The 26,791-nt window shown below is 45.1% G+C and carries 30 protein-coding genes; 19 read left to right on the plus strand and 11 right to left on the minus strand.

What is annotated here, in order from left to right:
* Nucleotides 1-186 precede the first annotated feature (186 nt).
* The 16 genes from GKG43_RS01860 (at nt 187) to GKG43_RS01935 (ending at nt 13,303) form a co-directional block, all read left to right on the plus strand.
* Entirely contained in the window at nt 187-1,083 is an 897-nt protein-coding gene (locus GKG43_RS01860; protein ID WP_154253240.1) for a radical SAM protein, read from the plus strand.
* Between the two features lie 109 nt (nt 1,084-1,192).
* Nucleotides 1,193-1,672: a Cys-tRNA(Pro) deacylase gene (ybaK, locus tag GKG43_RS01865; RefSeq protein WP_050642313.1), complete on the plus strand. Its 480-nt coding sequence runs from the start codon at nt 1,193-1,195 to the stop codon at nt 1,670-1,672.
* A gap of 236 nt (nt 1,673-1,908) precedes the next feature.
* A complete protein-coding gene (locus GKG43_RS01870) occupies nt 1,909-3,228 on the plus strand; it encodes an aspartate kinase (RefSeq protein ID WP_055153212.1) in 1,320 nt (439 codons plus the stop codon).
* Nucleotides 3,229-3,243: 15 nt separating this feature from the next.
* Nucleotides 3,244-3,657 (plus strand): CBS domain-containing protein, encoded by a 414-nt coding sequence (locus GKG43_RS01875; RefSeq protein WP_055153210.1) that lies wholly within the window; start codon nt 3,244-3,246, stop codon nt 3,655-3,657.
* A 109-nt stretch (nt 3,658-3,766) separates the two neighbouring features.
* The gene (locus GKG43_RS01880; RefSeq protein ID WP_050642310.1) at nt 3,767-4,552 is read left to right on the plus strand and encodes an amidohydrolase family protein; all 786 of its coding nucleotides are present in this window, start codon (nt 3,767-3,769) and stop codon (nt 4,550-4,552) included.
* A gap of 106 nt (nt 4,553-4,658) precedes the next feature.
* The gene (gene rplU / locus GKG43_RS01885; RefSeq protein ID WP_050642309.1) at nt 4,659-4,967 is read left to right on the plus strand and encodes a 50S ribosomal protein L21; all 309 of its coding nucleotides are present in this window, start codon (nt 4,659-4,661) and stop codon (nt 4,965-4,967) included.
* A gap of 12 nt (nt 4,968-4,979) precedes the next feature.
* Entirely contained in the window at nt 4,980-5,324 is a 345-nt protein-coding gene (locus GKG43_RS01890; protein ID WP_050642308.1) for a ribosomal-processing cysteine protease Prp, read from the plus strand.
* A gap of 5 nt (nt 5,325-5,329) precedes the next feature.
* The gene (gene rpmA, locus GKG43_RS01895) at nt 5,330-5,614 is read left to right on the plus strand and encodes a 50S ribosomal protein L27 (protein WP_009004259.1); all 285 of its coding nucleotides are present in this window, start codon (nt 5,330-5,332) and stop codon (nt 5,612-5,614) included.
* Nucleotides 5,615-5,876: 262 nt separating this feature from the next.
* The gene (gene obgE / locus GKG43_RS01900; RefSeq protein ID WP_050642307.1) at nt 5,877-7,160 is read left to right on the plus strand and encodes a GTPase ObgE; all 1,284 of its coding nucleotides are present in this window, start codon (nt 5,877-5,879) and stop codon (nt 7,158-7,160) included.
* 17 nt (nt 7,161-7,177) lie between these two features.
* A complete protein-coding gene (yhbY, locus tag GKG43_RS01905) occupies nt 7,178-7,468 on the plus strand; it encodes a ribosome assembly RNA-binding protein YhbY (protein WP_009004257.1) in 291 nt (96 codons plus the stop codon).
* Nucleotides 7,469-7,477: 9 nt separating this feature from the next.
* A complete protein-coding gene (gene nadD / locus GKG43_RS01910) occupies nt 7,478-8,089 on the plus strand; it encodes a nicotinate-nucleotide adenylyltransferase (protein WP_050642306.1) in 612 nt (203 codons plus the stop codon).
* Nucleotides 8,086-8,646, plus strand: coding sequence for a bis(5'-nucleosyl)-tetraphosphatase (symmetrical) YqeK (gene yqeK, locus GKG43_RS01915; protein WP_055153208.1), 561 nt, complete (start codon nt 8,086-8,088; stop codon nt 8,644-8,646). The genes nadD and yqeK overlap by 4 nt, the downstream gene beginning before the upstream one ends.
* Nucleotides 8,647-8,845: 199 nt before the next feature.
* Nucleotides 8,846-9,196: a ribosome silencing factor gene (rsfS, locus tag GKG43_RS01920; RefSeq protein ID WP_050642304.1), complete on the plus strand. Its 351-nt coding sequence runs from the start codon at nt 8,846-8,848 to the stop codon at nt 9,194-9,196.
* 18 nt (nt 9,197-9,214) lie between these two features.
* On the plus strand, nt 9,215-10,693 hold the full coding sequence (locus GKG43_RS01925) for an extracellular solute-binding protein (RefSeq protein ID WP_050642303.1): 1,479 nt from the start codon (nt 9,215-9,217) through the stop codon (nt 10,691-10,693).
* A gap of 51 nt (nt 10,694-10,744) precedes the next feature.
* On the plus strand, nt 10,745-12,754 hold the full coding sequence (locus GKG43_RS01930) for a GGDEF domain-containing protein (RefSeq protein ID WP_055153206.1): 2,010 nt from the start codon (nt 10,745-10,747) through the stop codon (nt 12,752-12,754).
* A gap of 222 nt (nt 12,755-12,976) precedes the next feature.
* Nucleotides 12,977-13,303: an EAL domain-containing protein gene (locus GKG43_RS01935; protein ID WP_055155331.1), complete on the plus strand. Its 327-nt coding sequence runs from the start codon at nt 12,977-12,979 to the stop codon at nt 13,301-13,303.
* A 130-nt stretch (nt 13,304-13,433) separates the two neighbouring features.
* Here the strand turns inward: GKG43_RS01935 and lexA are convergent, their stop codons facing one another.
* Nucleotides 13,434-14,048: a transcriptional repressor LexA gene (lexA, locus tag GKG43_RS01940; protein ID WP_050642301.1), complete on the minus strand. Its 615-nt coding sequence runs from the start codon at nt 14,046-14,048 to the stop codon at nt 13,434-13,436.
* A gap of 225 nt (nt 14,049-14,273) precedes the next feature.
* Here lexA and GKG43_RS01945 point away from each other — a divergent pair, with 225 nt between their 5' ends.
* Together GKG43_RS01945 and GKG43_RS01950 are read left to right on the plus strand one after the other, a co-directional pair.
* Nucleotides 14,274-14,648: a LysM peptidoglycan-binding domain-containing protein gene (locus GKG43_RS01945; RefSeq protein WP_070102572.1), complete on the plus strand. Its 375-nt coding sequence runs from the start codon at nt 14,274-14,276 to the stop codon at nt 14,646-14,648.
* 316 nt (nt 14,649-14,964) lie between these two features.
* Nucleotides 14,965-16,032 (plus strand): tyrosine-type recombinase/integrase, encoded by a 1,068-nt coding sequence (locus tag GKG43_RS01950; protein ID WP_050642300.1) that lies wholly within the window; start codon nt 14,965-14,967, stop codon nt 16,030-16,032.
* Between the two features lie 60 nt (nt 16,033-16,092).
* On the opposite strand, the gene zwf is transcribed toward GKG43_RS01950, so the two are convergent.
* The 5 genes from zwf to GKG43_RS01975 form a co-directional block, all read right to left on the minus strand.
* Entirely contained in the window at nt 16,093-17,484 is a 1,392-nt protein-coding gene (gene zwf / locus GKG43_RS01955; RefSeq protein WP_055155330.1) for a glucose-6-phosphate dehydrogenase, read from the minus strand.
* 1 nt (nt 17,485) lies between these two features.
* Nucleotides 17,486-18,892, minus strand: a complete 1,407-nt coding sequence (gene gndA, locus GKG43_RS01960; protein WP_055155329.1) for an NADP-dependent phosphogluconate dehydrogenase — start codon at nt 18,890-18,892, stop codon at nt 17,486-17,488.
* Between the two features lie 32 nt (nt 18,893-18,924).
* On the minus strand, nt 18,925-19,944 hold the full coding sequence (locus GKG43_RS01965) for a beta-propeller fold lactonase family protein (RefSeq protein ID WP_055155328.1): 1,020 nt from the start codon (nt 19,942-19,944) through the stop codon (nt 18,925-18,927).
* 121 nt (nt 19,945-20,065) lie between these two features.
* Nucleotides 20,066-21,385 carry an MATE family efflux transporter gene (locus tag GKG43_RS01970; protein ID WP_055155327.1) on the minus strand — a complete coding sequence of 440 codons (1,320 nt, stop codon included), beginning with the start codon at nt 21,383-21,385 and terminating at the stop codon, nt 20,066-20,068.
* Between the two features lie 108 nt (nt 21,386-21,493).
* Complete coding sequence (locus GKG43_RS01975) at nt 21,494-22,057, minus strand: hypothetical protein (protein WP_050642295.1); 564 nt, start codon at nt 22,055-22,057, stop codon at nt 21,494-21,496.
* 269 nt (nt 22,058-22,326) lie between these two features.
* On the opposite strand from GKG43_RS01975, the gene GKG43_RS01980 reads away from it, so the two are divergent.
* Entirely contained in the window at nt 22,327-23,061 is a 735-nt protein-coding gene (locus GKG43_RS01980) for an ATP-binding protein (protein WP_050642294.1), read from the plus strand.
* Between the two features lie 77 nt (nt 23,062-23,138).
* Here the strand turns inward: GKG43_RS01980 and GKG43_RS01985 are convergent, their stop codons facing one another.
* From GKG43_RS01985 to GKG43_RS02005, 5 genes are all read right to left on the minus strand, one after another.
* The gene (locus GKG43_RS01985; RefSeq protein WP_055154439.1) at nt 23,139-23,786 is read right to left on the minus strand and encodes a cytidylate kinase-like family protein; all 648 of its coding nucleotides are present in this window, start codon (nt 23,784-23,786) and stop codon (nt 23,139-23,141) included.
* Between the two features lie 166 nt (nt 23,787-23,952).
* Nucleotides 23,953-24,870: an RluA family pseudouridine synthase gene (locus GKG43_RS01990; protein ID WP_347561922.1), complete on the minus strand. Its 918-nt coding sequence runs from the start codon at nt 24,868-24,870 to the stop codon at nt 23,953-23,955.
* Nucleotide 24,871: 1 nt separating this feature from the next.
* Nucleotides 24,872-25,390 carry a signal peptidase II gene (gene lspA, locus GKG43_RS01995; RefSeq protein ID WP_050642292.1) on the minus strand — a complete coding sequence of 173 codons (519 nt, stop codon included), beginning with the start codon at nt 25,388-25,390 and terminating at the stop codon, nt 24,872-24,874.
* A 51-nt stretch (nt 25,391-25,441) separates the two neighbouring features.
* A complete protein-coding gene (locus tag GKG43_RS02000; protein WP_050642291.1) occupies nt 25,442-26,227 on the minus strand; it encodes a YlmH/Sll1252 family protein in 786 nt (261 codons plus the stop codon).
* A 7-nt stretch (nt 26,228-26,234) separates the two neighbouring features.
* Nucleotides 26,235-26,774 carry a cell division protein SepF gene (locus tag GKG43_RS02005; RefSeq protein WP_050642290.1) on the minus strand — a complete coding sequence of 180 codons (540 nt, stop codon included), beginning with the start codon at nt 26,772-26,774 and terminating at the stop codon, nt 26,235-26,237.
* Nucleotides 26,775-26,791: the final 17 nt, after the last annotated feature.

Here is a 26,791-nt window from a genome sequence, read left to right on the forward strand (position 1 = left end):
GTGAGGGCTTCAAAACAGTAAAGTTGCGTTGTGTATTGTATACGATTATACAATTAATTTCACTAAAAATGTTAAAACAGCAAAATGCCTAATGTTACAATAGCCGGAAAATCATGGCTTTGGTATAATAAGTGAACCTCCCCGGCCAATCAACAGCCGGGGACTTCCAAGAAAAGGAACATTATTATGGAGTATATTCCAGCTAAAACGATAATTACCCGTTCGAAAAGACCGGAATACTGGTTTGGAACAGAATATAATATGAATATATATAAAGGATGCTGTCATGGCTGCATATACTGTGACAGCCGTTCAGACTGTTACGGAATCTCTTCCTTTGACACTGTCAGGGCAAAGGAAAATGCTTTGATGATCATACGCGATGAGCTGCGCAGAAAGACAAAGAAGGGCGTGGTTTCTACGGGGGCCATGAGCGATCCTTATAATCCCTTTGAGAAGGAGCTGAAACTGACCCGGCATGCGCTGGAGCTCTGCGATGCATTTGGATTTGGAGCCGCCATCGCTACAAAGAGCAGTCTGCTGGCAAGGGACATCGATGTGCTTACAGATATCAGGGAACATTCACCGGTGCTGTGCAAAGTCACGATTACCACTTCAGACGATGTGCTTGCAAAAAAGATAGAGCCGGGAGCGCCGCCGTCCTCGGAGAGGTTTGCCCTGGTCCGTGAATTGTCCGGTCATGGGATATATACCGGGATTCTGTTAATGCCCGTGCTTCCTTTCCTGGAAGACTCTGATGAGAATATCCGGGAAATCGTTCGTAAGGCACACGAGGCGGGTGCAAAGTTTATCTATCCTGCTTTTGGGATGACGCTGCGCGAAAATCAGCGGGATTGGTACTATGAAAGGCTGAACCAGCTCTTCCCGGGAGAGGGGCTTGCAGAGAAATACCAAAAGAGATTCGGCAACGCCTATGAATGCAGAAGCCCGCGGGTACGCCAGCTTTGGAAGGTTTTTGAGAAAGAGTGCCAGGAGGCGGGAATCCTGCATAAGATGTCCGATATCATATCAAGCTATAAGCGCCCCTATCGTATGGAGCAGCTCAGCCTGTTCGATTATTGAGTAAATCATGTGCTTAATGTAATAGGGTTCAGTCCTAGTATAAGACAATCCAAATGCCTTGTACCGCTGATTTTGCAGGGGAGAGAATATGACAGATAAGGAGAAGATTATGGGGAAGAAAGAACTGAAGACGAACGCAATGCGGATATTGGACCGATATAAAATTCCTTATGAATATCAGACTTACGAGTGCGATGAATTCGTGGACGGCATTACGATTGCAGATCAAGCGGGCCTGCCTCATGACAGAGTCTATAAAACACTCGTAACAACAGGAAAGAGCGGGATACATTATGTGTTCGTGATTCCGATTGCGTCTGAACTGGACTTGAAGAAGGCGGCCCGTTCCGCGGGGGAAAAGTCTTTGGAAATGCTTCCGGTTAAAGAGCTTACCTCGGTTACCGGATATGTCAGAGGAGGCTGTACTGCCATCGGCATGAAAAAAGCTTTCCCTACTATAATAAATGAAACGGCCCGGTACCTGGACTACATGTATGTCAGTGGGGGCAGGCTGGGCATGCAGCTAAAACTGGATCCCGGTGATTTGAAAAGGGCCGCCGGCGCCGAGTATGCAGATGTGATATTTTAAATTTGCAGTATAACAGATTTTGAATTTGATTTGTGAATAAAAATGCAGGATTTTTTGTCATTAAATGCAAAAAAATGCGAAAGAAGAGATTTACAAGAAGGAATGACTGCGTTATAATAATGTACCGAGAACGCAGAAATTTTGAAGAGGGAACTATATCGCACAGTATTTGCTGTTAAGGGCCGGCTGCATGCCGGATATGGGCGCCTCTCTAAGTATATTGGAGGAAACGAGGAATGAAAAAAGTAGTAAAATTCGGCGGAAGTTCTTTGGCCAGTGCCGAGCAGTTTAAAAAAGTAGGGGACATCATACGAGCAGATGAATCCAGGCAGTATGTTGTACCATCCGCACCAGGTAAAAGGTTCTCAGGAGACACCAAGGTGACGGATATGCTGTACAGCTGCTATGGGGCCGCCATTAAGGAAAAGAACTTTACAGACTTACTCTCTGCAATCCAAGACAGATATAACGAGATTATCGAAGGGTTGAATCTGACTCTTTCCCTGGATCAGGACTTTGATGTGATCCGGGAAAATTTTGGAAAAAAAGCAGGAAGAGATTACGCTGCCTCCAGAGGTGAATATCTGAACGGCAAGGTGATGGCAGCATATCTGGGATTTGAATTCGTGGACGCAGCCGAGGTAGTCCGCTTTGATGAGGAGGGCAATTTTGATGACGCTGTAACAAACGACCTGCTGTCTGCACGGCTAAAGGATATATGCTACGCGGTCATTCCCGGATTTTACGGGGCGAAAGAAGATGGAACGGTTGTAACATTTTCCAGAGGCGGTTCAGATGTTACCGGTTCACTGGTTGCGCTGGCTGTAACGGCTGACTTATACGAAAATTGGACAGATGTATCCGGATTTCTCATTGCTGACCCAAGGATTGTGAAGAATCCCAAATCCATAGAGACTATTACATATAAAGAACTGCGTGAGCTTTCCTACATGGGGGCGAGCGTGCTCCATGAGGATGCCATTTTCCCGGTAAGAAAAGCAGGAATACCGATCAATATCCGCAACACCAATGCACCTCAGGATAAAGGAACTTTAATCGTAGAGGGCACATGCAGGCAGCCGAAGTATACCATTACAGGGATTGCCGGTACGGACGGCTTCGCATCCATTACCGTAGAGAAGGCCATGATGAACTCTGAGATTGGCTTCTGCCGCAAGGTGCTCCAGGTATTCGAAGAGAATGAGATTTCCATCGAACATATGCCGTCGGGTATTGACACAATGACAATCTTCGTTCATAAGGATGAATTTGAGGAAAAGGAACAGCGGGTGCTTGCCGGAATCCACAAGGCTGTAGATCCTGACCACATCGAACTGGAATCAGATCTTGCACTGATTGCTATTGTAGGCCGGGGAATGAGGGCGACACGCGGGACTGCCGGCCGAATATTCTCTGCCCTTGCCCATGCGCACATTAATGTAAAAATGATTGATCAGGGATCCAGTGAGCTGAATATTATTGTTGGTGTCAGACATGATGATTTTAAAAACGCGATCAGGGCGCTGTATGAAATCTTTGTTTTGACACAAATTTAAAGAAAGGTATTCATTATGAACATTCTGTTTTTTTTAAAACCGAAAAATGAAGTTGCTTATATCTACAATGACAGTACGCTGCGCCAGGTTCTGGAGACAATGGAATACCATAAGTATGCGTCCATCCCCATGCTGAACAGGGAAGGGGAATTTGTGGGCACTGTCACAGAAGGAGACCTGCTTTGGGGAATAAAGTCTTACAATAATCTGGATATCAAAAGCGCCGAACACATCTTGATAAAGGAGTTCCCACGTAAGGCCAATTTTGATGTAGTGCCTGCGGATGCCGATATGGAAGATCTGGTGAAGAAAGCGATGAATCAGAATTTTGTACCTGTAGTGGATGACCAGAATAAATTCATCGGGATCATTACGCGCAGAAGCATCATAGAATACTGTTACGATAAACTCAATGATTGCGATAAATAGAAGCCTGCCCAAAGACTCACATACGGTATACCCAAGGGTACACCGTAACACATGCTCTGCGGGAGGATTTTCAGCTATAGTTGAAAAATAAGGTATAAGGTAAAATAAGATGATAGATTTTCATACACATATTTTCCCGGATAAGATTGCCGGAAAGACACTGGAATTTTTAAGCGGAAGATGTAAAACGGTTCCCTTTACCGATGGAACTGCTGAGGGACTGAAGGTTTCCGGGCAGAAAGCGGGCATAGACATCTCGGTTGCCCTCCCGGTCGTTACAAAACCGTCTCAGTTTGACAGCATAAACCGTTTTGCCGCCCATTTTTTGACGGGAGATGTGATCTCCTTCGGGGGACTCCACCCGGACAGCGCAAACTACAGGGAAGAACTTAAGACTTTGAAGAACATGGGATTTCAGGGGATTAAACTGCACCCGGCATATCAGGAGACGATGTTTCACGATATCCGTTATAAGCGGATTGTTTCCTATGCATCAGAACTGGGGCTGATTATTACCGTGCACGGCGGCTACGATCCCGGATATCCGGACTGTGTTTACTGCACGCCGCAGATGGCGGCAGAGGTGATTGACGAAGTGCAGCCCGAGAAGCTGGTAATCGCCCATATGGGCGGTCTTAAATGCTGGGACGATGTGGAGCGCTGCATCGTCGGAAAAAAGGTTTATCTGGATACTGCCGTTGTATTTGGTGCAATCGATGACGGACAGTTTGTGCGCATTTGCAGGAACCACGGTACAGATCGTATTCTCTTTGCCACAGATTCTCCATGGTCCGGGCAGACAGAGTCCATAGAATATATGAATGGACTTCCACTGACACAAGAGGAAAAAAGCAGGATTTTTGACGAAAATGCCCGGAAACTATTGACTTTATAAATTTGCATATGCTATACTATAACGGTATGCCGCGCAATGAGGTTTTGAAGTTCTGCCCTTTTAGCAGACACCGTAATTGGCGAGTAATGATAATAGGAGGTGCCATATGTACGCAATTATAGCAACAGGTGGTAAACAGTACAAAGTAGCCGAAGGCGATATCATTAAAGTAGAAAAACTTGGGGTAGAAGCTGGAGAGACTTATACATTTGACCAGGTACTTGCAGTGAACAACGACAAACTTGTTGTTGGGAACCCGACAGTCGATGGTGCGACAGTTACAGCTTCTGTAATTGGTGACGGTAAAGGCAAAAAAGTTGTCGTTTACAAGTATAAGAGAAAATCTGGATACCATAAGAAAAATGGTCACAGACAGCAGTATACTGCAGTTAAGATCGACAAGATCAACGCATAACCCGGTGAGAGAATGATTAAAGTATCCATTTATAAGACTGACAAGCATGAATATGTAGGTTTTGACGCACAGGGACATGCCGGATTCGCGGATGAGGGTATGGACATTGTATGTGCGGCGGCTTCAGCGCTGATTATCAACACGATAAATGCGATTGAAAGATATACATCCGATGAGACATCTGTAGTGACAGACGACTCAGAAGATGCACAGGGGCTGATTCAGTTCAGATTTACCGGTGGGAGACCTACACACGATGCTGAACTGCTGTTAAAGACTATGATTCTGGGGTTGGAAGAAATAGAAGATGACAGCGACTATGAACCATACATTGATATTATCTTCAAGGAGGTGTAATAACCATGATGAAATTGAACCTTCAGTATTTTGCTCATAAAAAGGGAGTTGGTTCTTCTAAGAACGGCCGTGACTCTGAGTCTAAAAGATTAGGTGCTAAAAGAGCTGACGGACAGTTTGTGAAAGCCGGCAACATCCTTTACAGACAGCGTGGAACAAGAATTCATCCGGGCGTGAACGTAGGACGCGGCGGGGATGACACACTGTTTGCATTAGTAGACGGAGTTGTCAGATACGAGAGAAAAGGAAGAGATAAGAAACAGGTTTCTATCTATCCTGTAGCTGAATAATTAGTTACGGTACACACGGCCTCAGACCTAACAGTCTGGGGCTTGTTTATTATTTAACATCCGAAATGCACAGCTCCCTTCGCTGCAGGCGAATTTCAATGGGCTGGATGCGCAATATTTCAGGCTTGTATGAACTGTTAGAAATATGCAGCTATAGGATATGTGATTTCAGGGAATTATGAATAGTAAAAGGAACTATCTTGTGATATAATAGTACGGATATGGAATTGGTAAAAATAGTAAATAGAAAAGGATATATAATATGTTTGCAGACAGAGCGAAAATTTTCATAAGATCCGGCAAAGGCGGTGACGGACACTGCAGCTTTCGGAGGGAACTATATGTACCGAACGGAGGGCCGGACGGCGGGGACGGCGGAAAAGGCGGGGACCTTATTTTTCAAATAGATGAAGGCCTGAATACACTGGTAGATTTCCGCCACAAGAGGAAATATGCCGCCGGCGACGGCGAAGAGGGCGGCAAGCGCCGCTGTCATGGAAAAGACGGGAAGGATCTGATCTTAAAAGTTCCGGAGGGAACCGTGATCAAAGAAGCAAAGACCGGCAAAGTAATCGCGGATATGTCAGGGGACAACCGCAGCCAGGTTGTCTTAAAAGGCGGCAGGGGAGGACTGGGGAATCAGCATTTTGCCACATCCACCATGCAGGTGCCGAAGTATGCGCAGCCCGGACAGCCGGCCATGGAGCTGGAGGTGAATCTGGAGCTGAAAGTCATCGCAGATGTGGGGCTGATCGGTTTTCCAAATGTAGGCAAGTCAACACTGCTCTCCAGGGTTACGAATGCGGATCCCAAGATTGCCAACTACCATTTTACAACGCTGAACCCGAATCTGGGAGTCGTTGACTTGGATGGGGCGAAAGGATTCGTGATGGCGGATATACCCGGGCTGATCGAGGGGGCATCGGAAGGCGTCGGACTGGGACATGAGTTTCTGCGCCACATTGAACGGACAAAAATGATGATCCACGTGGTGGATGCAGCGGGCACTGAGGGCCGGGATCCGATGGACGATATCTATAAGATTCATGCGGAACTGACGGCTTATAACCCTGAGATTGCAGAGCGCCCGCAGGTGATTGCAGCCAATAAGACCGATCTGATATACAGCGGGGACGAAGACCCGGTGGACAGGCTCAGGGCGGAATTTGAGCCAAAAGGGATCCGGGTATTCCCAATCTCCGGAGTTTCCGGAAAGGGGATTCAGGAGCTGTTATACTATGTGAGCGGACAGCTTCAGGATATGGATGATAAGCCGATTGTATTTGAACAGGAATACTTTCCTGAGGATGAACTGATCTATGAAGACCTGCCCTATACAGTGGAGAGAGAAGGAGAACTGTATGTAGTGGAAGGCCCGAAGATTGAAAAGATGCTGGGATACACCAACCTGGATTCTGAAAAGGGATTTGCCTTCTTCCAGAAGTTCTTAAAAGATTCCGGTATCCTGAATGACCTGGAACAGGCAGGCATTCAGGAGGGAGACACGGTTAAGATGTATGGACTGCAGTTTGATTATTATAAATAGACAGGAGATAAAACAGTATGACAACAAAACAGCGAGCTTATTTAAAAAGCCTTGCCATGACAATGGATCCGATCTTTCAGATCGGGAAGTCCAGTATTACTCCCGGGCTTACAGAAGCGATTTCTGAGGCTTTAGAGGCCAGAGAACTCATTAAGATCAGCGTGCTTCAAAATTGTGCAGATGATCCAAGGGAGCTGGCAGAGCTTGTTGCCGGCAGGACACGTTCTCAGGTGGTCCAGGTAATCGGCAAGAAGATTGTATTATACAGGGAAGGAAAGGACGACAAGAAAAAGATCGTACTTCCGTAGGAGGATTCTATGAAAATCGGCATCATGGGAGGCACATTCGACCCGATCCATATTGGTCATCTGCTTTTGGGTGAATTTGCCTTCGAAGAGTTTAAACTGGATGAAATATGGTTTTTACCGAATGGTAATCCACCGCATAAAGATACGGAAGACATGGATACCTCGCTTACCCACAGAATTGAGATGGTAAAGGCCGCAATCAGCGGTTCCCCGCATTTTAAGCTTTCCATGCATGAGGCGAAGAAGGGGATATCATACACGTATCGGACAATGCGTGATTTCCATGAACTGTATCCGGGCAACGAGTTTTATTTTATTTTGGGGGCGGATTCTCTGTTTTCCATTGAACAATGGAAGTATTTCAAAGAGATTTTCCCAACCTGCACCATACTTGCGGCGATGCGGGATGACAAGGATGTGGGAGATATGCAGAAACAGATTGCTTATCTTAAAAAGAAATATGAAGCCGAGATTGAACTGCTTCGGGCGCCGCTACTGGAGATTTCTTCAACGACGATCCGGGAGCGGGCCGCGAAGGGGCTGACAGTGCATTATTTCGTGCCGGATGCAGTGGCTGATTATATTAAAGAACATCATTTGTATAAGGAAGTGGAGCCATGACGGAGATTTTGGGGATTCGAAGAAAACTGGAGAAGAGATTAAAACCAGAACGCTACGAACATACGCTGGGAGTTATGTATACGGCTGCATCGCTTGCCATGTGTTATGAAACGGATATACACCAGGCGATGCTGGCAGGGCTTTTGCATGACTGCGGCAAGTTCTGCTCCGGTAAGGAGCAGATCAAATTGTGCAGGGAATGCAATATCACACTGACCGACTCTGAGCTGAAAATGCCGGCCCTGATCCATGCCAAGCTGGGAGCATATCTTGCCGAGCATGAATATAATATTAAAGATTCTGATATTCTGGGGGCCATCACTTATCACACCACGGGAAAGCCTCAGATGACACTGCTTGAAAAAATCATTTTTCTAGCTGACTATATCGAACCGGGCAGGCAGGGAATTCCGGTTTTAAAAGAAGTGAGAAGAGAGGCGTTTTCAAATCTGAACAAGGCAGTGGCACTCAGTGCTGGTTCCACAATTTCTTATCTTAAGAATGTGGGAAGGGAGATTGACCCCATGACCGTCAGAACTTATGAATATTATCAGTAGCAGTTCAGACAAGTGAGAACTGTTGATATAATTATACCCAAAAGGCACCCCGTAACTTATGCCCTGCGGGCAGGTCTGCAGCATAGCTGCAGAATAATGTATACCCAAAGGGCACCCCGTAACACATGCCCTGCGGGCGGGTCTGCAGCACAGCTGCAGAATAATGTATACAAATTAAAGAAGTAAAGGAGACTGATCTATGGAACAAGCAAGGGAAATGGCGCGGCTTGCCTGCAAAGCGCTGGATGAAAAAAAGGGAGAGGACATCAAGGTGATTGATATTGCCGGTGTCTCCGTACTTGCGGATTATTTTATCATCGCAAACGGCAGCAACGAGAGCCAGGTAAAGGCTCTGGTAGACAATGTGGAGGAATGCCTCCATAAGGCAGGATTTGTGTTAAAGCAGCGGGAAGGTTACGGTACCGCCAGCTGGGTGCTGCTTGATTTTGGAGATATCATCGTGCATATTTTTGATAAGGAGAACAGGCTGTTCTATAACCTGGAACGTATTTGGAGGGATGGCGTAGAAGTAGATGTTGAATCACTATAAGCGCCGGTGGAGGATATTATGAGGAAACGAGTGTATAAAACTGCAGTCTGCCTGTTTACAGCTGCCATTCTCAGCCTGACGGCCGGGTGCTCTTCTGCAGAAGAAAAAACGAATGATAACAAGAAGGAAAGCCTGCTGGATCCTAAGAAGCCGGTTTCTATCGAAGTATGGCACTATTATAACGGCGCACAGCAGGATGCCTTCAATGAACTGGTAACAGAGTTTAATGGCAGCCGGGGAAAAGAGCTGGGAATCAAAGTAAAAGCATCCAGCCTTGGCAATGTGGCCGATCTGGAGGATAATGTACTGGCCTCCATTGACGGAAAAGTCGGGGCAAAAGAAATCCCTGATATTTTTGCGGCTTATGCGGATACAGCCTATGCGGTGGATCAGAAGGGCATGGCTGTGGATTTGATGGAATATATGACTGAGGATGAGATCAGTGAATATATGGACAGCTACATTGATGAGGGAAAGTTTTCCTCCGAAGACAGTCTGAAGATATTCCCGATTGCCAAGGCAACGGAAGTATTTATGCTGAACAAGACAGACTGGGATAAGTTTGCCGATGCAACGGGCGCTGACCTGGAGGATATTTCCACAATCGAGGGGATTACTGCCACGTCCAAAGAATATTACGAATGGACGGACAGCCTGACAGATACTCCGGATGACGGTAAAGCCTTCTTTGGAAGGGACGCTATGGCCAATTATTTTATAATAGGAGCACGGGAACTGGGGACTGAGATTTTCTCCGTCAAGGATGGTCAGCCGGCTTTGAATTTTGATAAAGACGTAGTCCGTAAGCTTTGGGACAATTACTATGTGCCTTTTATCAATGGCTACTTTGCTTCCTCCGGCAAGTTTCGGAGTGATGATATCAAGACAGGGAATATACTGGCATTTGTAGGTTCCTCTGCGGGAGCGACATTTTTCCCTAATCAGGTGACGCTGGACGATGAAAATACATATCCGATCGAGATGCAGGCTTTTGAGTGCCCTCGCTTTAAGGACGGTGAGAAATACTCTGTACAGCAGGGCGCAGGCATGGTAGTGATGGAAAAGGAAGATAAGGCAGAAATCGAGGCTTCCGTGGAATTTTTGAAATGGTTTACAGACACTGACCGTAATATACAGTTTGCTGTGACGTCAGGGTATCTGCCTGTCAAAAAAGAGGCCAACGATAAAGAGTTGATCAAAAAGAGCATAGACAGTACAGACAGCAGCGTCATCCAGGTGCTTGAGGCTTCCCTAACGCAAATTGAGGAAACTTCACTCTATACAACCCGCGCCTTTGAAAACGGTACGGATGCCCGTAATGTGCTGGAGTATTCGCTTACAGACAAAGCGGCAGCGGACCGGGCAGAGGTGGAATCGGCAATATCAGCAGGTTCTACCAGGGAAGAGGCTGTCAGTAAATTTGATACGGATGATAATTTTGAGAGCTGGTATGAGGAGACATTGGCATCTCTTGAGAAGTTAGTAGATAATAAATAAATTCGGAACCGCTGCATATAGGAAGCGGATGAAAGAAAGGAGGGCACAGGAATGCGCATGAACAGACAGAAAGCACAGCCTATACTGAAAAGAATGCTGATTCCCATGGTCCTCCTAACTTTAATAGAAGTAATGCTGCTCTCAGGAACTTTTATATTCGGGGGAGCCATTCAGGAACTTGATGAGAATGCCAAAGGCATTGTTCAGGGAAAGGTGGCCAATCGTTCCAGCTACCTGCAGAATGAGATGATAAACAGCTGGTCTAACGTGTCTTATACGGTACAACTCATTAACGAGACCGCTGAAAAGCTGGATCAGGACGGGACGATCGACCTGGATAATATAGGAAAAAACTCAAATGCCTGCCTTCCGCTGGTTTCTGAGATTTCCGGAAATCTGATCGAAATGCTTCGTTCCAATAAGGTGACCGGAGCTTTTGTTGTTTTTAACAATGATGATCCCAAAGAACTGAGGGAACAGGAGAGTTTTTCCCGTCCCGGCGTTTATTTCCGGGATCTGGATCCGGATACAAGCGCCTCTGTCCGCAACAGTGACCTCCTGATTGAGAGAGGCTCGGTTGATCTTGTACATAGCCTGGATATAGCCACTGACAGTGCCTGGAAGCCTCAGTTCTTATTTACCAAGGAACATGAGGAGATATACAATCTTTTTCTAAATCCGCAGGAACAAGGATATGAAAACCCCGAGGCAGCTTCGCTGACAGAATTGGGGTATTGGGGAAAACCGCATACGCTTACGGACGACGATAAGATGATGATTTCCTATACGGTTCCTCTGATAACGTCAACAGGTAAAGTCTATGGTACACTTGGCATGGAGATTACACTGGATTACCTTGCCACTATGCTTCCGTCTGAGGAATTGATGGAAGATAAGCCGGCCTCCTATTTACTGATCGTACAGGATGCGGAAACCGATGAATATAGAACCGTATATTCATCGGACAGCAGCATCGCACCGGACATGGAAAAGCTGGATGTATCACAGTCATCTGATGGGAACTTTTATTTTAACGGTGCAGATCATGAGCGGTATTTTATGGATATGGAGTACTTCCAGCTCTATGATTCGAACGGTCCCTTTGAATCGGATCGGTGGGGACTGGCAGGTGCAGTGAAGGAGAGTGATCTTACCGAGTTTTCCAACCATATCATGTCCTATATTATTGTTGCAATTATTCTGACAATCATTATGGGGATCGCAGGCAGCGTGCTTGTTAGTTTTATGATATCAAGACCGATTCATCTGGTGTCAAAACATATGCAGCAGATGAATACAAAAAACAAAATAGGCCTCCCCAGAACGAATATATATGAATTCGATCAGCTGGAAGAGTCCATTGAAAAGCTGAGCCGTGATGTAATCGACTCCGCCACAAAGTTTGCGCAGATTCTGAACAAAGCCAGCATACGTATAGCAGGGTTTGAAATTGATATGGATAATAACACTCTATTTTTGACGGACGGTTTCTTTGATATATTTGGCCTTAAGGGTTCCATTGCTTCCAATATGGATGTGCAGACTTTCATCATGGAAATGAAGGAGTTGGAAATCTATAAAGCAGAGGAAGCAGAAGACTATATATTGTATAAGATACCGACCGGGGAAAAAGAGACCTTTGTCCGTCTAAGTTATTCGGGCGTGGAGGATCGAAGGGCAATCGGCATAGTCGAAGATATCACGAAGACAATCCAGGAAAAGCAGCTGATTGAGCATGAACGTGACCACGATCTGCTTACGGGGCTGAAGAACAGACGTGCATTCCAGCGTATCATGCAGCAGCTTTTTGAAAAGGGAGAATCCTGCCTGAAGAAGGCGGCACTGGTTATGATGGATCTGGATAACCTCAAACAGATCAACGATAAGTTCGGGCATGATTACGGAGATAAATACATTCAGGCTGCGGCAGACAGTTTTCGGAAGTATACGCCGTCGAACACAATTATTTCGCGTAATTCAGGGGATGAATTTTATCTGTTTTTCTATGGATATGATACGGAGGAGGATATCACACGATATGAAAATATCTGGCCAATTTGAATCTGAAGCCGCAGCGGACAATCATGCACTCATCAGAACATACATAGAAACCTGCCGCCGAAATCACATCAATGAGATCGACGCTCTAAAACGTTTGTGTACCGGAAATCCCTATACAGTTGAAGAAGTTTTTTCCTCATCACCTCCTCTTTGAAAGTCGATTCAAATATGAAAAATCAAGCGGAAATGACACCCGCTCTATTTGTCATGCCCTAATCGACTGTGAATAGTAACCTGGACGATTACGGGAGCGGATATAATGGTGAGAGAATCCTTCTGGAGCTTGCCCCTAAGTATATTAAGATCGACAGAGAGATTATATCCGGTATCCATGATAATATTGATAAGCAGAAGATCGTGGAAAATACCATATCCTATGCTAAGGAAAGAAATATTAAAGTCATTGCGGAAGGAATCGAGACGGAACAGGAGATGCATAAGGTGATCGAACTGGGTGTAGATTATATGCAGGGATATTATCTTGCACGGCCATTTCTGGAACCGCCGCAGATAAGCGAATATATCGTGGAACAGATTAAGAAAGACTGATTGGAGCGAACCGCCGGTAACGGTCGGCGGTATTCTCCCAGGAGATAAGAGGATAAAAAGACATGCAGCATTTCAGTTTTGCGCATGTCTTTTTGAATACAATTCGGAAATACCATTTTGCCTCCGGATTTTAAAAAAATCGGAAAACCCCGATCACTTTTCCTAAGATGGATACTTCCTTTACGATGATAGGCTCCATGTAGTCGTTCTCCGGCTGCAGGCGGTATACTCCTTCTTCTTTATAGAAGGTTTTGACTGTGGCTCCGTCTTCTACAAGTGCAACCACCATGTCACCGTTGGAAGCGGTATGATCCTGTTCAACGAGCACCATATCGCCATCCAGGATCCCGGCATTAATCATGCTTTCTCCTTTTACAGTCAGCATGAAGGTCTGCTTGTTGGGCATGAATTCCATGGGAATGGGGAAGTAGTTTTCTATGTTCTCCTGTGCCAGCAGCGGCTCTCCTGCGGCGACACGGCCGACAAGCGGGACATTCACAACTTCGCGTCTGGTCAGATTAAATGTATCATCTAATATCTCTATGGCTCTGGGCTTCGTGGGGTCACGCCTTATGTATCCGTTCTTCTCCAGTGTCTCAAGATGAGAGTGTACAGAGGAAGTGGACTTTAAATTGACAGCCTCACAAATCTCACGTACAGCAGGGGGAAATCCCCGTTCTAATATCTGTGCTTTTATGTATTCTAATATCTCCAGCTGCTTTTTGCTGATCTTACCCTGTGACATATAGCCCTCCTTAATCCGTTAAAGCCAACGCTCAACTCATTCTATAAATATAGTATCATAGTTGTTTTTAAAAAGCAAACACTTGTTACGAAAATATGTTCGAAAAATGAAACGCGAGTATTGACAAACATGTGTTCGTGTTATATAATTCTAGCTATAGAGAACAGCTGTTCGCAAAACGAATAAGCAACTAATTATTAGGGAGTTTTAACGGGGGAATTACTAATGCAGAGAGAAAGAAATTATGCAAAAGCACAGACTATCAAAAAGAACGAGAGACATATCAGGAGTATGCTGGTTCTATTTATTGCAACAGTATTCATTGTATTTGCGGCATGCGCTTTGTTTGGAAATCTTTTGATTTCAGCACATGAGAAACGTTCAGAAGAGCCTGTTAACTTTAAGTATTACAAGAGTATTGAGATTCAGCCCGGAGATACTCTATGGGATATTGCAGAAGAATATATTACAGAAGATTATCGTTCCGTCTCAGAATATGTTATGGTGTTAAAAGAGATGAATTCACTGAGTACAGATGACATTCAGGCAGGCCAGAATCTGATGATCGCTTACAACGATACAGAATTTATAAATAAATAATCAACCTGTTCATTACTTGATTTCTTTATAGATAATTAGATAAAGGTATCAATATACATCCCTATGTATTGATATATAAACTCACCCAGAGGCAGCCTGTACGAATATGTGCAGGCTGCCTCATTTGATATACTGATATATAGGGGAAAGGTTTGCTTCAGAAAACTCCGCATTAATAAATGAAGAGATATCGTATGAGATAAATAAATCTATACGACAAATACTGATTTTTCCAATAGATATGGACAGAGATCCGTATCCATGCTATAATTACCTCAACTATAAGGGGTTTATAACATTAAGGGGGAATTTTAACATGTCCGCACAGGATCCGAAAACATATCATGAACAGACTTACATAGACAATACCCTGCGTCTCAGGCAAATTCTTAAGACAATGCCGCCATTTGCCAGGGACTATTTCCGTGCTATAGAACCTAAAAGTTCTGCTAAAACACGGATATCTTATGCCTATGATATCCGCGTTTTCTTCCATTTTTTAATGGAGAATAATCCTGTTTATAAAGACTATACCATGGATCAGTTTACCGCGAAGGATCTGGAACGCATCGAGCCGGTTGATATTGAGGAATATCAGGAATATCTGAAGGTTTACACAGGCTCTGAGGATCAGCAAATTACGAATACAGAAAAGGGACTGGCGCGCAAGATGTCAGCACTCCGCAGCTTCTATGCCTATTACTTTAAACATCAGGTTATTGAGAAGAATCCCACTTTGCTTGTGGACATGCCGAAGTTACATGATAAGGCTATTATACGTCTGGATACGGATGAAGTAGCCTCTCTGTTGGAATATGTTGAACACGGCGGCGATGACCTGACCGGTCAGCGTAAAGTGTATTTTGAAAAAACAAAGAACCGGGATCTGGCAATTTTAACGCTGCTTTTGGGTACCGGGATTCGTGTGTCTGAATGTGTTGGGCTTGATATCCAGGATGTGGATTTTAAGAACAATGGAGTTAAGGTTACCCGAAAAGGCGGGAATGAAATGGTTGTTTATTTTGGTGAAGAGGTTGAAAATGCACTGAAGATGTATCTGTATACAACAAGAAAGTCTGTTACTGCCCTCTCCGGCCATGAAAATGCACTGTTTCTATCAACCCAGCGAAAACGGATGGGGGTTCAGGCCGTTGAGAATATGGTGAAGAAGTACGCACGCCAGATTACGCCGAATAAAAAAATCACGCCGCACAAATTGCGCAGCACCTATGGTACCGCCCTGTACAAGGAAACAGGCGATATTTATCTTGTGGCTGATGTTTTAGGACACAAGGATGTTAATACTACGAAAAAGCATTATGCGGCTATCGATGAGAACAGGCGCAGGCAGGCTGCGGGGGCTGTGAAACTGCGGGAACCTTAATATTTAAGTTGAAACAGCGCTTACCACGAATCTTTTGACAAAGCGCTGTTTCACTAAATATTATTCAAACCATTCGTGCCCGTGATCGCCAAGCAGTTTGTCTGCGGCTCTCGGGCCTGCGCTTCCCTGAGGGTATAAATGTACTGGAAGACAATTTTTATGATACTGCTCCCGGATCGCGTCCACGTATTTCCAGCTCGTTTCTATCTGGTCCCATTGTGAGAACCAGGAACGCTCCCCACGGATACATGCGCCAATCAGCCTTTCATATGCCTCAGGTGTATTCATCTGATTGATAAAGGAACAATTCTGGCAGAAGTCCATTTTAGCCTGAACCACTTCTTCTGACTCTCCGGGTTTCTTTATATTAAACTGAAGATATACGCCTTCTGTGGGCTGTATTTTAATATTCAATATATCCGGTTCCACTCCCGGCACAGGGCTTTTAAATACGACTGCAACCTGCATCTCCCGCTTCCCAAGCTTTTTTCCGGTGCGGACATAGAATGGCATTCCATGCCAACGCTCATTCTCTATCATCAGACGGACTGCTGCGTACGTCTCCGTGTCAGATTCCGAATCAACAGCAGGTTCCCCGCGGTAGCCCTCATATTGTCCCAGAACAATATTCTCTTTTATATCTTCAGGCATATGGAGCGCGTTCAGTACCTTCATCTGCTCCCGGTGCATATCTTCTGCAGCTGCACTCTCCGGCTGTTCCATGGCTACAATGGTGAGGATCTGGAACAGATGATTCTGCATCATATCTTTCAAAGCGCCGCTGTGGTCATAATAGCCGCCTCTTGTCTCCACGCCTACCTCTTCCAGCGCAGAAATCTGAATGCAGTCGATATATCGTGCGTTCCAGACATTACTGAAAATTGGATTTGCAAAACGGATAGTCTGTATATTTCTGACCATCTCTTTTCCAAGATAATGGTCAATTCTATAAATATGGTCCTGTTTAAAGAAAGTCTCCATCGTTGCATTTAAACTCGCCGCTGCCAGAAGATTTTCGCCAAAAGGCTTCTCAATCACGACCTTGCCGTTCCCGGCGCCGGATACCAGCTGGAGCCCTTTTACGATAATTTCAAAGAACCTGGGAGCTACTGCAAAATAAAAGATATGCTCTACATCACCCATTCTCCGGTAAAATGCATCCAGATCAACATAAGCTGACTCATCGGTGAAATCCATACGGTAGTAAGTCATTTTCCCTGCAAGCCTCTCATAGATCTCCTCTTTATACCCGAGTCTTGCGAATTTTTCTACCCACCTGCGGGCCATCTCCCGGTATTCCCCACTCGTGTAGTCTCTTCTTCCGATGATGACAATTTGTGTGCAAAGGTCCTCGTTTTTAAAAGCCTCCATATTATAAAATGCCGGTATCAGTTTGCGGAATGTCAGATCTCCGGTACCTCCAAAGATTGTAAAAATCTGTTCTTTACACATTTTAAAACCTCCAATCGTGATGGAAGATTCCTCCCCTGTCAGTCCGCTCGTAGGTATGTGCCCCAAAGCAGTCTCTTTGTGCCTGAATGAGGTTCGCCCCTACAGGCATCCCTCTGAAAGCATCGATATACGCCACAGCCTGGCTCATTGCCGGCAGCGGAATCCCATTCTGAATTCCCATGCACATGATATCCCGGAGACTTCTTTGCCCACGGTTCACACCGTCCATGAAGAAGGAATCCATCATCAGATTCTTGAGCGCGCTATTTTTCTCAAACGCCCTTGTAATATCATCCAGAAATTGGGCCTGTATGATACAGCCGGCACGGAAAATCGATGCGATTCTGCCATAATTCAGATCCCATCCATATTCCCCGGATGCATGGGAAAGCAGTTCGAATCCCTGCGCATAGGCTGCGATTTTGGCTGTGTACAGCCCTTCTCTTACCTGCTTTTTAAATGCTGTCTTCTCAGGAGCCGGCTTTGGTTGCGGGCTATCGAACAAATCTCTGGCTGTCTTTCTCTCCTCAATACGGTTCGACATAATCCTGGCATTGCATGCCGCTGTTATCATGGATACGTTCACGCCCTGTTTCAGGGATTCCAGGCTGGTCCAGCGGCCGGTTCCCTTCTGTCCTGCACTGTCCAGAATATAATCCACCAGCTCTTTGTCTGTAAAATCATCTTTCTCCCGGAAGATACCTGCTGTAATTTCAATCAGATAACTCTTCAGTTCGCCTTCGTTCCACTCTGCAAATGTATCGGCCAGCTCTCCATTTGTAAAACCGCCTGCGTATTTAAGGAGCAGATAAGCTTCTGCAATCAGCTGCATATCTGCATATTCAATCCCATTGTGCACCATCTTAACGTGGTGGCCGGCGCCGTCCGGACCCATATAGGCACAGCATGGCTCGCCCTGTGCTTTTGCTGCGATTGCTTCCAGGATCGGGGAGATATGGCCGTATGCCTCTTTGTCTCCTCCCGGCATGATAGAGGGGCCAAAACGCGCTCCCTTCTCTCCTCCGGAAACACCAGTTCCAAAATAAAGGATTCCTTTTTCACGCAGGCTTTTCTCCCGCCTTCTTGTGTCTTCAAAGAAAGAGTTCCCGCCATCCAGAATCATATCTCCCTCATCAATAAGCGGAAGAAGCTGCTCAATTACCATATCAACAGGCTTTCCGGCCTTTACCATAATCAGAAACTTTCTCGGACGTTCCTGTGATTCTACAAGCTCTTTCATATCGTAAAAAGGAACAAAGTTCTCATGCGGATGCTCCCTGAGAAGTTCATCGGTCACCTCCCGGCTCCGGTTGTACCCTCCTACTTTAAATCCATGGTCAGCCATATTCAGGGCAAGGCTTCTTCCCATTACCGCGAGTCCAATGACTCCTATTTCTGTTCTCCTCATCGAAATACCTCCTTATAATCAATCTATCGTTGTTATGCCAGTACAAGCGATACCCCTTCCGGCATCTCTATACGGCTTCTCACTCCTTTTAATTTTCCTGTATCACAGTCCCTCTCAATACATACAATTCCACCTTCCAGGCGGTTTGCCACAAGCAGAAACTTTTCATTTTTGCTTAAAATAAAGTCACGCGGATGTTTCCCGCCACAGGATACGTGCTGTATGACGGTGGCTTTGTCATGACTTACATCGATAACTGCCAGCAATTCTCTTTCTCTCACTGATATATATAGAAATTTCTCATCTTTCGTTAGCCGGATTGCCGCCGCTGCAGCGGCCCTGGGCCGTTCCCCGGTCTTTTCATTTTGGGGGAGAACAGAAAATGTCTGCTCCAGCAAAAACTCTCTGCCGCAAACTTTAAAAATAAAAAGTTCATTACTCCATTCACTCACAACATAGAGCCGGGTGTGGGCCTGATTAAAAACACCGTGTCTTGGACCGCTGCCTTTTGGAAAGCTGATCTCTCCGGCAGGGGCAAATCCTTTCTCTTTGTCGAAGAGCCGGATTCTGTCCTGCGTAAGGCAGGGTACCATAATATACGAGTCATGAAGCAGAATCTGGTGGCATCCGGCGCCCTCTCCATTTTTAATCCGCTTCACGACCTCAGGTTTTTCCTCTGTTGTCTGATAGATCATAACGGTGCCTTCATGGTAGTTGGCTGTATAGATAAAGTCTTCCTCCTGTTCGATGTAACAAGGCGTCTGGTGTTCCTGCAGCACCTCGCCGTCACATTTTTTCACCGATCCGTGATTTAATTCCAGAAAACAGGTTCCCGCCTTTCCTGCCTTTTCATCAGGAATCACCATCCGATCATTGTTTAAAGAAATCCATTTGGAATTCCTTGCCTCATAAAAAAGTTCAGGTGCTGTCAGTTCTCCAGTCTCTTCATGAAAAGAAAAACGGTATATCCCTCTGCTCTCCTCTGAATAATATGTCCCGACATATCCATCGGTAAAACCGGCTGTTGTTTCTTTTTCTCTTTTTTTCTCCATAATGCCACTCCCAGATTCTGATTATTTTATATTGGAATTCGTAGTATCCCTCTTATTGTTAACTGTAATTATACATATTACAGTTAACAATGTCAAATACAATTTATGATATTCTTCATTATTATGCCCAATATTTCTTCCACAGTATACGGAATACATACAGCAGCAATAAAACGCCCCACGAACCGGCTTCGGCATATGCAATGATCATATTTCCGCATATGCCGGCAAAAGCATATGAAAACACAATGCGTGAAATCAGTGAAATAATCCCGGCGATGCTTGAGAACAGCACGTCCCCGATTCCTTCTATGTAACCGCGTATCGACATCGCAACGCCGTAAACAGCATAAAAAGCAGCGATTTTCCGGAAGAAATTTCTTCCGATCTCTACTGCCTCAGGGCTTACCCCAAACAAGGAGATTAAATCTCCTCCGGCTTCTACTACCAGCCATGTGAGCAATAAAGACACGCAAAGCATCATCGCTGTTCCCACATATACGGTCTTTGTAGTCTGCTTTTTCTTACCTGCCCCATAGCTTTGGGCAACGATCGTAGAAATTCCCGAACCAAGATTAATAATCGGCAAAAGTATCATTGTATCCACACGATATGCCGTAGTAATCGCCGCAACCGTCTGTGTGCCGAATCCGTTCATGAAATTCTGCAGGATAAGGCCGCCTAAAGAACTGATACAGGCCTGAATCATAGGAGGGATTCCTAGATGAAGCCCCTCACGAAGAACAGAGCGTTCCGGCTTCCACTCTTGAATCTTGAAACGCAGGCTGGGATACTTTTTTACACTGTAAATGATAATAAATACCGTCATAACGGCCTGTGAAATCACTGTTGCCGCTGCCGCCCCGGCCACACCCCCATGCCATACGCCCACAAACATAATATCCAGTATCACATTCACGACGGAAGAAAACAAAACAGCGCTGAATGGAGCACGGCTGTTTCCGATTCCGCGAAGCGCGGCAGCGTAAACATTATAGACCGCCAGTATCGGTATCCCGACCAGTATGATCTGCAGATATACCTTTGCCATATGAATGGTGTCCTGTGTCGTGTTCATCATCTGGAGTAATGGAAAAGCTCCGATGATGCCTATGAGTGAGACGAGCAGAAAAATCCCGCCGATTATCACCGAAAACACCGAAAGTATTTTGGGGAGATGGTTCTCTTTTCCGGCGCCATATTTCTGCGCAAATAAAATAGAAAGCCCGAGTGTAAATCCAGTGATCGCAGTTAGAAACAGATTGATGACCGTAGTTGTGGAGCCAATTGCCGCAAGTGCGGTCTCGCCGGCTATATTGCCAACGATAAATGCATCCGCCCAATTATAAAGCTGCTGCAGGATTCCGCTTAAAATGAGCGGCGTACAGAACTTTATTAGTGTTACTGCTATATTTTCCGTCTTGTTGTTTTTACTGTACATTTTAAGAACTCCTCAGGGCAAAAAATACCGTATGCAAGAAAATAGCCTCACATACGGTAGGTGCTCACCCGTTGATTACATGAAAAAAACAATACTGTCTATTTTAATTCATGAATATTTTTTATAATTTAAAAAATACTTCCCATATTCTGCGGCTTTCTCAATAAAAACCGCCAATACTTTGTGCATATTTTTAAGTATAATATCGACATCTTTGGCATAGCAGCCGTTATCTTCCTTCCGGATCATATTGCCGGCAGACAGCATCTCACAGCTGAAATCCCTGCACACGGCAAGACATTTATCCACGTTGGTTTTACTTATATTATTCAGCGCCGTGTGGTAACTGGTTATTGTGGCAAGCTGAAGCAGCCGATAGAAGGAATCAAAAAATACTGCCATTACTCCTTCGTCTTTTTTTATATTCATATGCCTGCATAAGTTTTCTGCGATTTTTTCATTTTCTTCAATTAGAATTTCGCATTGTTTACCTTCTGCAAGCTCATTTTGAATGATTTTCGCCTCCCCATTTCTGAGCAGCTTTTTATACTCATCCACCAGCATACCTGTCATTAAATCATATATCAGTGACACACTCTCAAATGAATGCAGTTTCCAGTGGATATGTTCTGACCAGACCTCATCTCCGATCAATCTAAAGTTCATCTCCATATTTTACTCCGTTTTCCTTCCTTTCTTTTTATTCTTTAGTTTTTGTATATCGGGAAGCGTTAGCCGGTAAAATATTCCAGATACACTTGTTCATATTATATCACACTTTTTTTGCTTAGTGAACTATTTTCAGAACAGCAATTTTCGATTTTTTAGCGACTTTTTCGTCTTTCACATCTGTGAATTTTCTTGTATTTCAGAGGAAGACATTCTATAATAATATAGTCTGAGTTTTGGCAGGAAATTACGATGAAAGGATTTAGAAATAGATGCAGTTACAGAGATTATTAAGTTTTACACGTAAGGCAGTCGATGAATATGCCATGATCCAGGAAGGCGATCATATTGCAGTGGGAATTTCCGGCGGAAAGGACAGCCTTACGCTGCTCTATGCCCTGCATGGCCTGAAACGGTTTTATCCGAAACAGTTCGAACTCAGTGCTGTCACGGTGGACCTGGGATTCGAGAACTTCGATTTAACTCCTATCAAAGAGCTTTGCATGGAACTGGAAGTGCCCTACCATATTGTGGATTCTGAGATCTATCACATTCTGTTTGATGTGCGAAAAGAAGCCAATCCATGTTCACTCTGTGCAAAGATGCGCAAGGGGGCGCTTAACGATGCAGTTAAAAAAATGGGCTGCAATAAGGTTGCGTACGCCCATCACAAGGACGATATTATTGAAACTATGCTGCTCTCATTAATCTTTGAAGGAAGATTTCATTCCTTCTCACCGAAGACTTATCTGGACCGCATGGATTTGACCGTTATCCGGCCCATTATGTTTATCGATGAAGCGGATGTGATCGGGTTTAAGAATAAGTATCATCTGCCCGTAGTGAACAGCAAATGTCCTGTTGACGGATATACCAAGAGGCAGTATGCGAAAGAACTGGTAAAACAGCTCAATACGGAGCATCCCGGTGCAAGGGAAAGAATGTTTCACGCGATATTGAACGGCAATATCAAAGGATGGCCGGAAAGAATTCCCCATATCAGATAAGAGCCGGAAACGCCGGACAGCGTTATCTAAACTGCTGTCCGGCGTTTCCGGCTCTTATCTGATATGTGAATACTTCTCTATAGCTTTTTCTTTGCAGATGTCATGCCTTCTTTTAAGGCTACGTACTGTTCAATTGCCTGTGCTGTCCCTTCCACGCCGAGTTCCCCGCTGTTCAGGCATAATTCGTAGCTTTCGGCATCTGACCACTTTTTATTCGTATAATAATTGTAGTAGCTGGCACGTTTTTTGTCTGTCTTAATTATTATGTCTTTTGCCTTGGCATCTGTCATATCGTGAATCCGTGCGATTCTGCGGACACGGGCATCCAGATCTGCATGGATAAATACACTGACTACATTCTCGTAGGATTCTAATGCATAGTCTGCGCATCGGCCGACCAGGATACACGGCCCCTCGTTCGCAATCTTTTTGATTGCGTCAAACTGAGCCAGGAACACTTTATGGTTGATCGGCATATCGGAATAGGTGCTGCCGGAATATCCCATGGAATAGGTATCCATCACCAATGAGTACAGAAAGCTGTTCGTTGGTTTCTCGTCATGGGATTCAAAGATCTCTTCGCAGATCCCGCTTTCTTTGGCGGCCCTTGCCAGCATCTCTTTGTCGTAAAGCTTAATTCCAAGATGTTCCGCTACCTTGTAGCCAATCTCTCGCCCTCCGCTGCCGTACTGTCTGCCAATTGTAATGATTGTGTTAGTTTTCATATCAGTCACTCTCCTTTTACGTCAAACCAGCATATGTTGTCCTTTCGTGGAATAACTTTTATACAATTATTATACAAGATGACGCTGTTTTTTACAACATGAATTGAATTTATTGTGCAATTTTCATAATTACCGAGTAATAATTCGGACGGTCTGAACTGTTCCATTACCGGTGTCTTAACTTATTCAATAATTGGAGAAAATATTCCGGAAGCGGCGCATCAAATTCCATATACTCTTCCGTCACCGGATGTATGATGCCGAGAACCTTTGCATGCAGTGTCTGCCCCTGCAGTTTAAACGGGCATTTGGCAGGGCCGTAGACGGCATCTCCCACGATTGGATGCCCGATACTGGCCATATGCACCCGGATCTGATGTGTACGTCCGGTTTCTAGTTCACATTCGATGTAGGTGTAATCTCCGAAACGATCCAGCACCTTATAGTGTGTCACCGCACTGCGGCTGTGAGGGGCCCTTGTGCTCATCTTTTTCCTGTCTGTGGGGTGCCTGCCGATCGGTGCATTTACAGTTCCGTCATCCTCCTTCAGATTGCCGTACACAATGGCATGGTATTTCCGGGTAATGTGGTGTTCCTTCAACTGTTCGGCCAGTGACTGGTGTGCAGCGTCATTCTTACAGATAAGCAGGGATCCTGTCGTGTCCATATCAATCCGGTGGACAATTCCCGGCCTTGCAATACCGTTAATGCCTGAAAGATTATCTCTGCAGTGATACATGACCGCATTGACCAGCGTGCCGCTGTAATGACCCGGGGCGGGATGTACAACCATTCCCTTGGGCTTATTCACAATCAGAATCTCGCTGTCTTCATATAGAATGTCCAGAGGAATATTTTCCGGCTGAATATCGGGTATTTCCGGTTCTGGGATCTGTACTTTTATCTCATCATTTACTGCAGTTTTATAATTGGCCTTGACAGCCTTATCACCGACGGTCACCAGCTCTGCCGTGATCAGCTTCTGAATATGGGATCTGGAGAGATCCGGAATGGCTTCGGCAAGAAATTTGTCAATCCGGACACCGGCTGATCCGGCAGTAAAATATAATTCCTCCATAGGCATTTTATCCTTTCTTCAGCGAAAAGCAGCTCAGCTCGTCCTCTTTATAGTAAAAAAGAATGGCAAAAGCAAAGAGGATACACGCAACCACTACATAGCAGTCCGCTACATTAAAGATGGGAAAATTAATCAGTTCGAAGTAGAAAAAATCCACCACATAATTCAGCCGCAGCCTGTCAATCATGTTACCGATAGCCCCGGCGCAGATCATTACCGCGCAGATGCGCAGCAGGTAATAGCGGGACGTATGCGGCATCCTTCCGTAAATAAAGCCGATCAGGCATACGATCACGACTGCTCCTACAGCAAAAAGAATCTGCCTGTCCTGCATAATTCCGAATGCTGCGCCCCGGTTTTCCAGATATTCCAGCTTAAACACGCCTTTCCATAGCACGAATGGCTCCTGATCTTTTAAATGTATGACGGCAAGCCATTTTGTAAGCTGATCCAGCACGGTCAGGACAATACAGCCGAGGACGGCCAGCAGATAGCTTTGTATAGATTTTGTATTCTTATCTTTCATGGTTTTTCCTTTTCTTAATTAAAGTCATGTATGGCGCACAGCAATCCGGCGCTATATATATTTATGGATGATTACGAAAATTCTATTCTTTTTTGTGCGGGACAAGATGCCTTTATACTGGAATTTTCCCATGCCCCTCACGGAAATAATATCGTCCTCCTTCACATGGAACCCGTTTGTCGTCATAAGCTTTCCATTGACAAATACTTTACCGCCCTCAATCAGGCCGCTCAGGCGTGTCCGTGAGGAGGAGAAGGCCAGGGACAATAGGCTGTCCAGCCGGACGGAGGCCACAGTACCTTTGATTTCCTCAAAGCGGGGCGTAAATTGGAAGTCCTGCACGCTTTCTTCCCGGAGCATAACGCTTGTGCGGCGGACCCGGGTCAGCTGCTCCTGCAGATAAACGCTCAGGCCGGTTTCCACAAACAGAATGGCCTTATTACCTTCAATCAAAATATCGCCCAGTCTGGAGCGCTCTATTCCCAGATTCAGCACGGCGCCCAGATAATCTCTATGCGTTAGTTCTTCCGCATATTTCTCATGCAGCGGCTCAATACAAAGAACAGAAATAGGAAATCCCAGGGCTTCCATGTCTACTGTGTCATTGCTGCCACGCAAATAAAGAGCATCAGGTAGGAATGCTGCCATCTGACGCTCTGCTGTGTCATATCCGCCGAAAGTTACATAGCGAGTATACAGCCTGTCCTTCGGCAAAGAATGCAAAATATTCAGTTCATTCAAATTCAAAAAATCCGAATATGTAATGATGTCACGGTGATACGCCGTCCTTGACAGCTCAATCAGCCGTTTTTCCAAAAGCTGTTCTTCTTTTTCCATGCCAGAATTAATATCTTCCTCTTACATTAGCTGTCTCCATAGAGCCGCCGAGCAGATCCTGAAGATCACCTGAAATATCAACATTCGTCGGTGTTACAAGGAATATATAGTTGGAAATCTTCTGCAGGTTTCCGCTGATTGCGAAAGTCGCTCCGGAGATGAAATCGATGATCCTCTGCGCAATCTCCAGATCCATGCCCTCCAGGTTCAGGATTACAGTACGCCCTGCCAGCAGTGTCTCGGTAATCTCGCGGGAATCGTCTACTGATGTAGGCTTTACCACGCAGACCTCCATGTTGGCATTGCGTCTGGAAGCCGGCTGACGCATCGGGGTTACTTTGCTGTTGCTGCTGTTTGCAGGAGCATATCTTTTATCCTCCTGGATATCAAAATCGTCGTATTCCTCTTTGCTTTTCTTATTAAAAAGAGAACGGCGTGGTTTTTCGTCAAAGTCATCATCTTCAAATTCGTCATCATAGAAATCGTCGTCATCGTATTCATCATCATTCAATTTCATGATGTCCAAAAATTTGTCAAACACACCCATGTTTACACTCCTATCTT

The sequence above is a fragment of the Eubacterium sp. BIOML-A2 genome, from assembly GCF_009680135.1.
GTDB lineage: Bacteria > Bacillota > Clostridia > Lachnospirales > Lachnospiraceae > Faecalicatena > Faecalicatena contortus_B.

What these genes read in the sequence shown, in the direction of transcription:
- yhbY (WP_009004257.1), top strand. Translation starts at nt 7,178, where the DNA reads ATGACAACAAAACAGCGAGCTTATTTAAAAAGCCTTGCCATGACAATG.
- GKG43_RS01950 (WP_050642300.1), top strand. Translation starts at nt 14,965, where the DNA reads ATGTCCGCACAGGATCCGAAAACATATCATGAACAGACTTACATAGAC.
- GKG43_RS01890 (WP_050642308.1), top strand. Translation starts at nt 4,980, where the DNA reads ATGATTAAAGTATCCATTTATAAGACTGACAAGCATGAATATGTAGGT.
- GKG43_RS01975 (WP_050642295.1), bottom strand. Translation starts at nt 22,057, where the DNA reads ATGGAGATGAACTTTAGATTGATCGGAGATGAGGTCTGGTCAGAACAT.
- GKG43_RS01965 (WP_055155328.1), bottom strand. Translation starts at nt 19,944, where the DNA reads ATGGAGAAAAAAAGAGAAAAAGAAACAACAGCCGGTTTTACCGATGGA.
- GKG43_RS01925 (WP_050642303.1), top strand. Translation starts at nt 9,215, where the DNA reads ATGAGGAAACGAGTGTATAAAACTGCAGTCTGCCTGTTTACAGCTGCC.
- GKG43_RS01980 (WP_050642294.1), top strand. Translation starts at nt 22,327, where the DNA reads ATGCAGTTACAGAGATTATTAAGTTTTACACGTAAGGCAGTCGATGAA.
- yqeK (WP_055153208.1), top strand. Translation starts at nt 8,086, where the DNA reads ATGACGGAGATTTTGGGGATTCGAAGAAAACTGGAGAAGAGATTAAAA.
- ybaK (WP_050642313.1), top strand. Translation starts at nt 1,193, where the DNA reads ATGGGGAAGAAAGAACTGAAGACGAACGCAATGCGGATATTGGACCGA.
- GKG43_RS01990 (WP_347561922.1), bottom strand. Translation starts at nt 24,870, where the DNA reads ATGCCTATGGAGGAATTATATTTTACTGCCGGATCAGCCGGTGTCCGG.
- GKG43_RS02005 (WP_050642290.1), bottom strand. Translation starts at nt 26,774, where the DNA reads ATGGGTGTGTTTGACAAATTTTTGGACATCATGAAATTGAATGATGAT.
- lexA (WP_050642301.1), bottom strand. Translation starts at nt 14,048, where the DNA reads ATGTCACAGGGTAAGATCAGCAAAAAGCAGCTGGAGATATTAGAATAC.
- GKG43_RS01985 (WP_055154439.1), bottom strand. Translation starts at nt 23,786, where the DNA reads ATGAAAACTAACACAATCATTACAATTGGCAGACAGTACGGCAGCGGA.
- GKG43_RS01875 (WP_055153210.1), top strand. Translation starts at nt 3,244, where the DNA reads ATGAACATTCTGTTTTTTTTAAAACCGAAAAATGAAGTTGCTTATATC.
- rsfS (WP_050642304.1), top strand. Translation starts at nt 8,846, where the DNA reads ATGGAACAAGCAAGGGAAATGGCGCGGCTTGCCTGCAAAGCGCTGGAT.
- GKG43_RS02000 (WP_050642291.1), bottom strand. Translation starts at nt 26,227, where the DNA reads ATGGAAAAAGAAGAACAGCTTTTGGAAAAACGGCTGATTGAGCTGTCA.
- GKG43_RS01880 (WP_050642310.1), top strand. Translation starts at nt 3,767, where the DNA reads ATGATAGATTTTCATACACATATTTTCCCGGATAAGATTGCCGGAAAG.
- GKG43_RS01930 (WP_055153206.1), top strand. Translation starts at nt 10,745, where the DNA reads ATGCGCATGAACAGACAGAAAGCACAGCCTATACTGAAAAGAATGCTG.
- zwf (WP_055155330.1), bottom strand. Translation starts at nt 17,484, where the DNA reads ATGTGTAAAGAACAGATTTTTACAATCTTTGGAGGTACCGGAGATCTG.
- GKG43_RS01860 (WP_154253240.1), top strand. Translation starts at nt 187, where the DNA reads ATGGAGTATATTCCAGCTAAAACGATAATTACCCGTTCGAAAAGACCG.
- rplU (WP_050642309.1), top strand. Translation starts at nt 4,659, where the DNA reads ATGTACGCAATTATAGCAACAGGTGGTAAACAGTACAAAGTAGCCGAA.
- GKG43_RS01970 (WP_055155327.1), bottom strand. Translation starts at nt 21,385, where the DNA reads ATGTACAGTAAAAACAACAAGACGGAAAATATAGCAGTAACACTAATA.
- rpmA (WP_009004259.1), top strand. Translation starts at nt 5,330, where the DNA reads ATGATGAAATTGAACCTTCAGTATTTTGCTCATAAAAAGGGAGTTGGT.
- obgE (WP_050642307.1), top strand. Translation starts at nt 5,877, where the DNA reads ATGTTTGCAGACAGAGCGAAAATTTTCATAAGATCCGGCAAAGGCGGT.
- lspA (WP_050642292.1), bottom strand. Translation starts at nt 25,390, where the DNA reads ATGAAAGATAAGAATACAAAATCTATACAAAGCTATCTGCTGGCCGTC.
- nadD (WP_050642306.1), top strand. Translation starts at nt 7,478, where the DNA reads ATGAAAATCGGCATCATGGGAGGCACATTCGACCCGATCCATATTGGT.
- GKG43_RS01870 (WP_055153212.1), top strand. Translation starts at nt 1,909, where the DNA reads ATGAAAAAAGTAGTAAAATTCGGCGGAAGTTCTTTGGCCAGTGCCGAG.
- gndA (WP_055155329.1), bottom strand. Translation starts at nt 18,892, where the DNA reads ATGAGGAGAACAGAAATAGGAGTCATTGGACTCGCGGTAATGGGAAGA.
- GKG43_RS01945 (WP_070102572.1), top strand. Translation starts at nt 14,274, where the DNA reads ATGCAGAGAGAAAGAAATTATGCAAAAGCACAGACTATCAAAAAGAAC.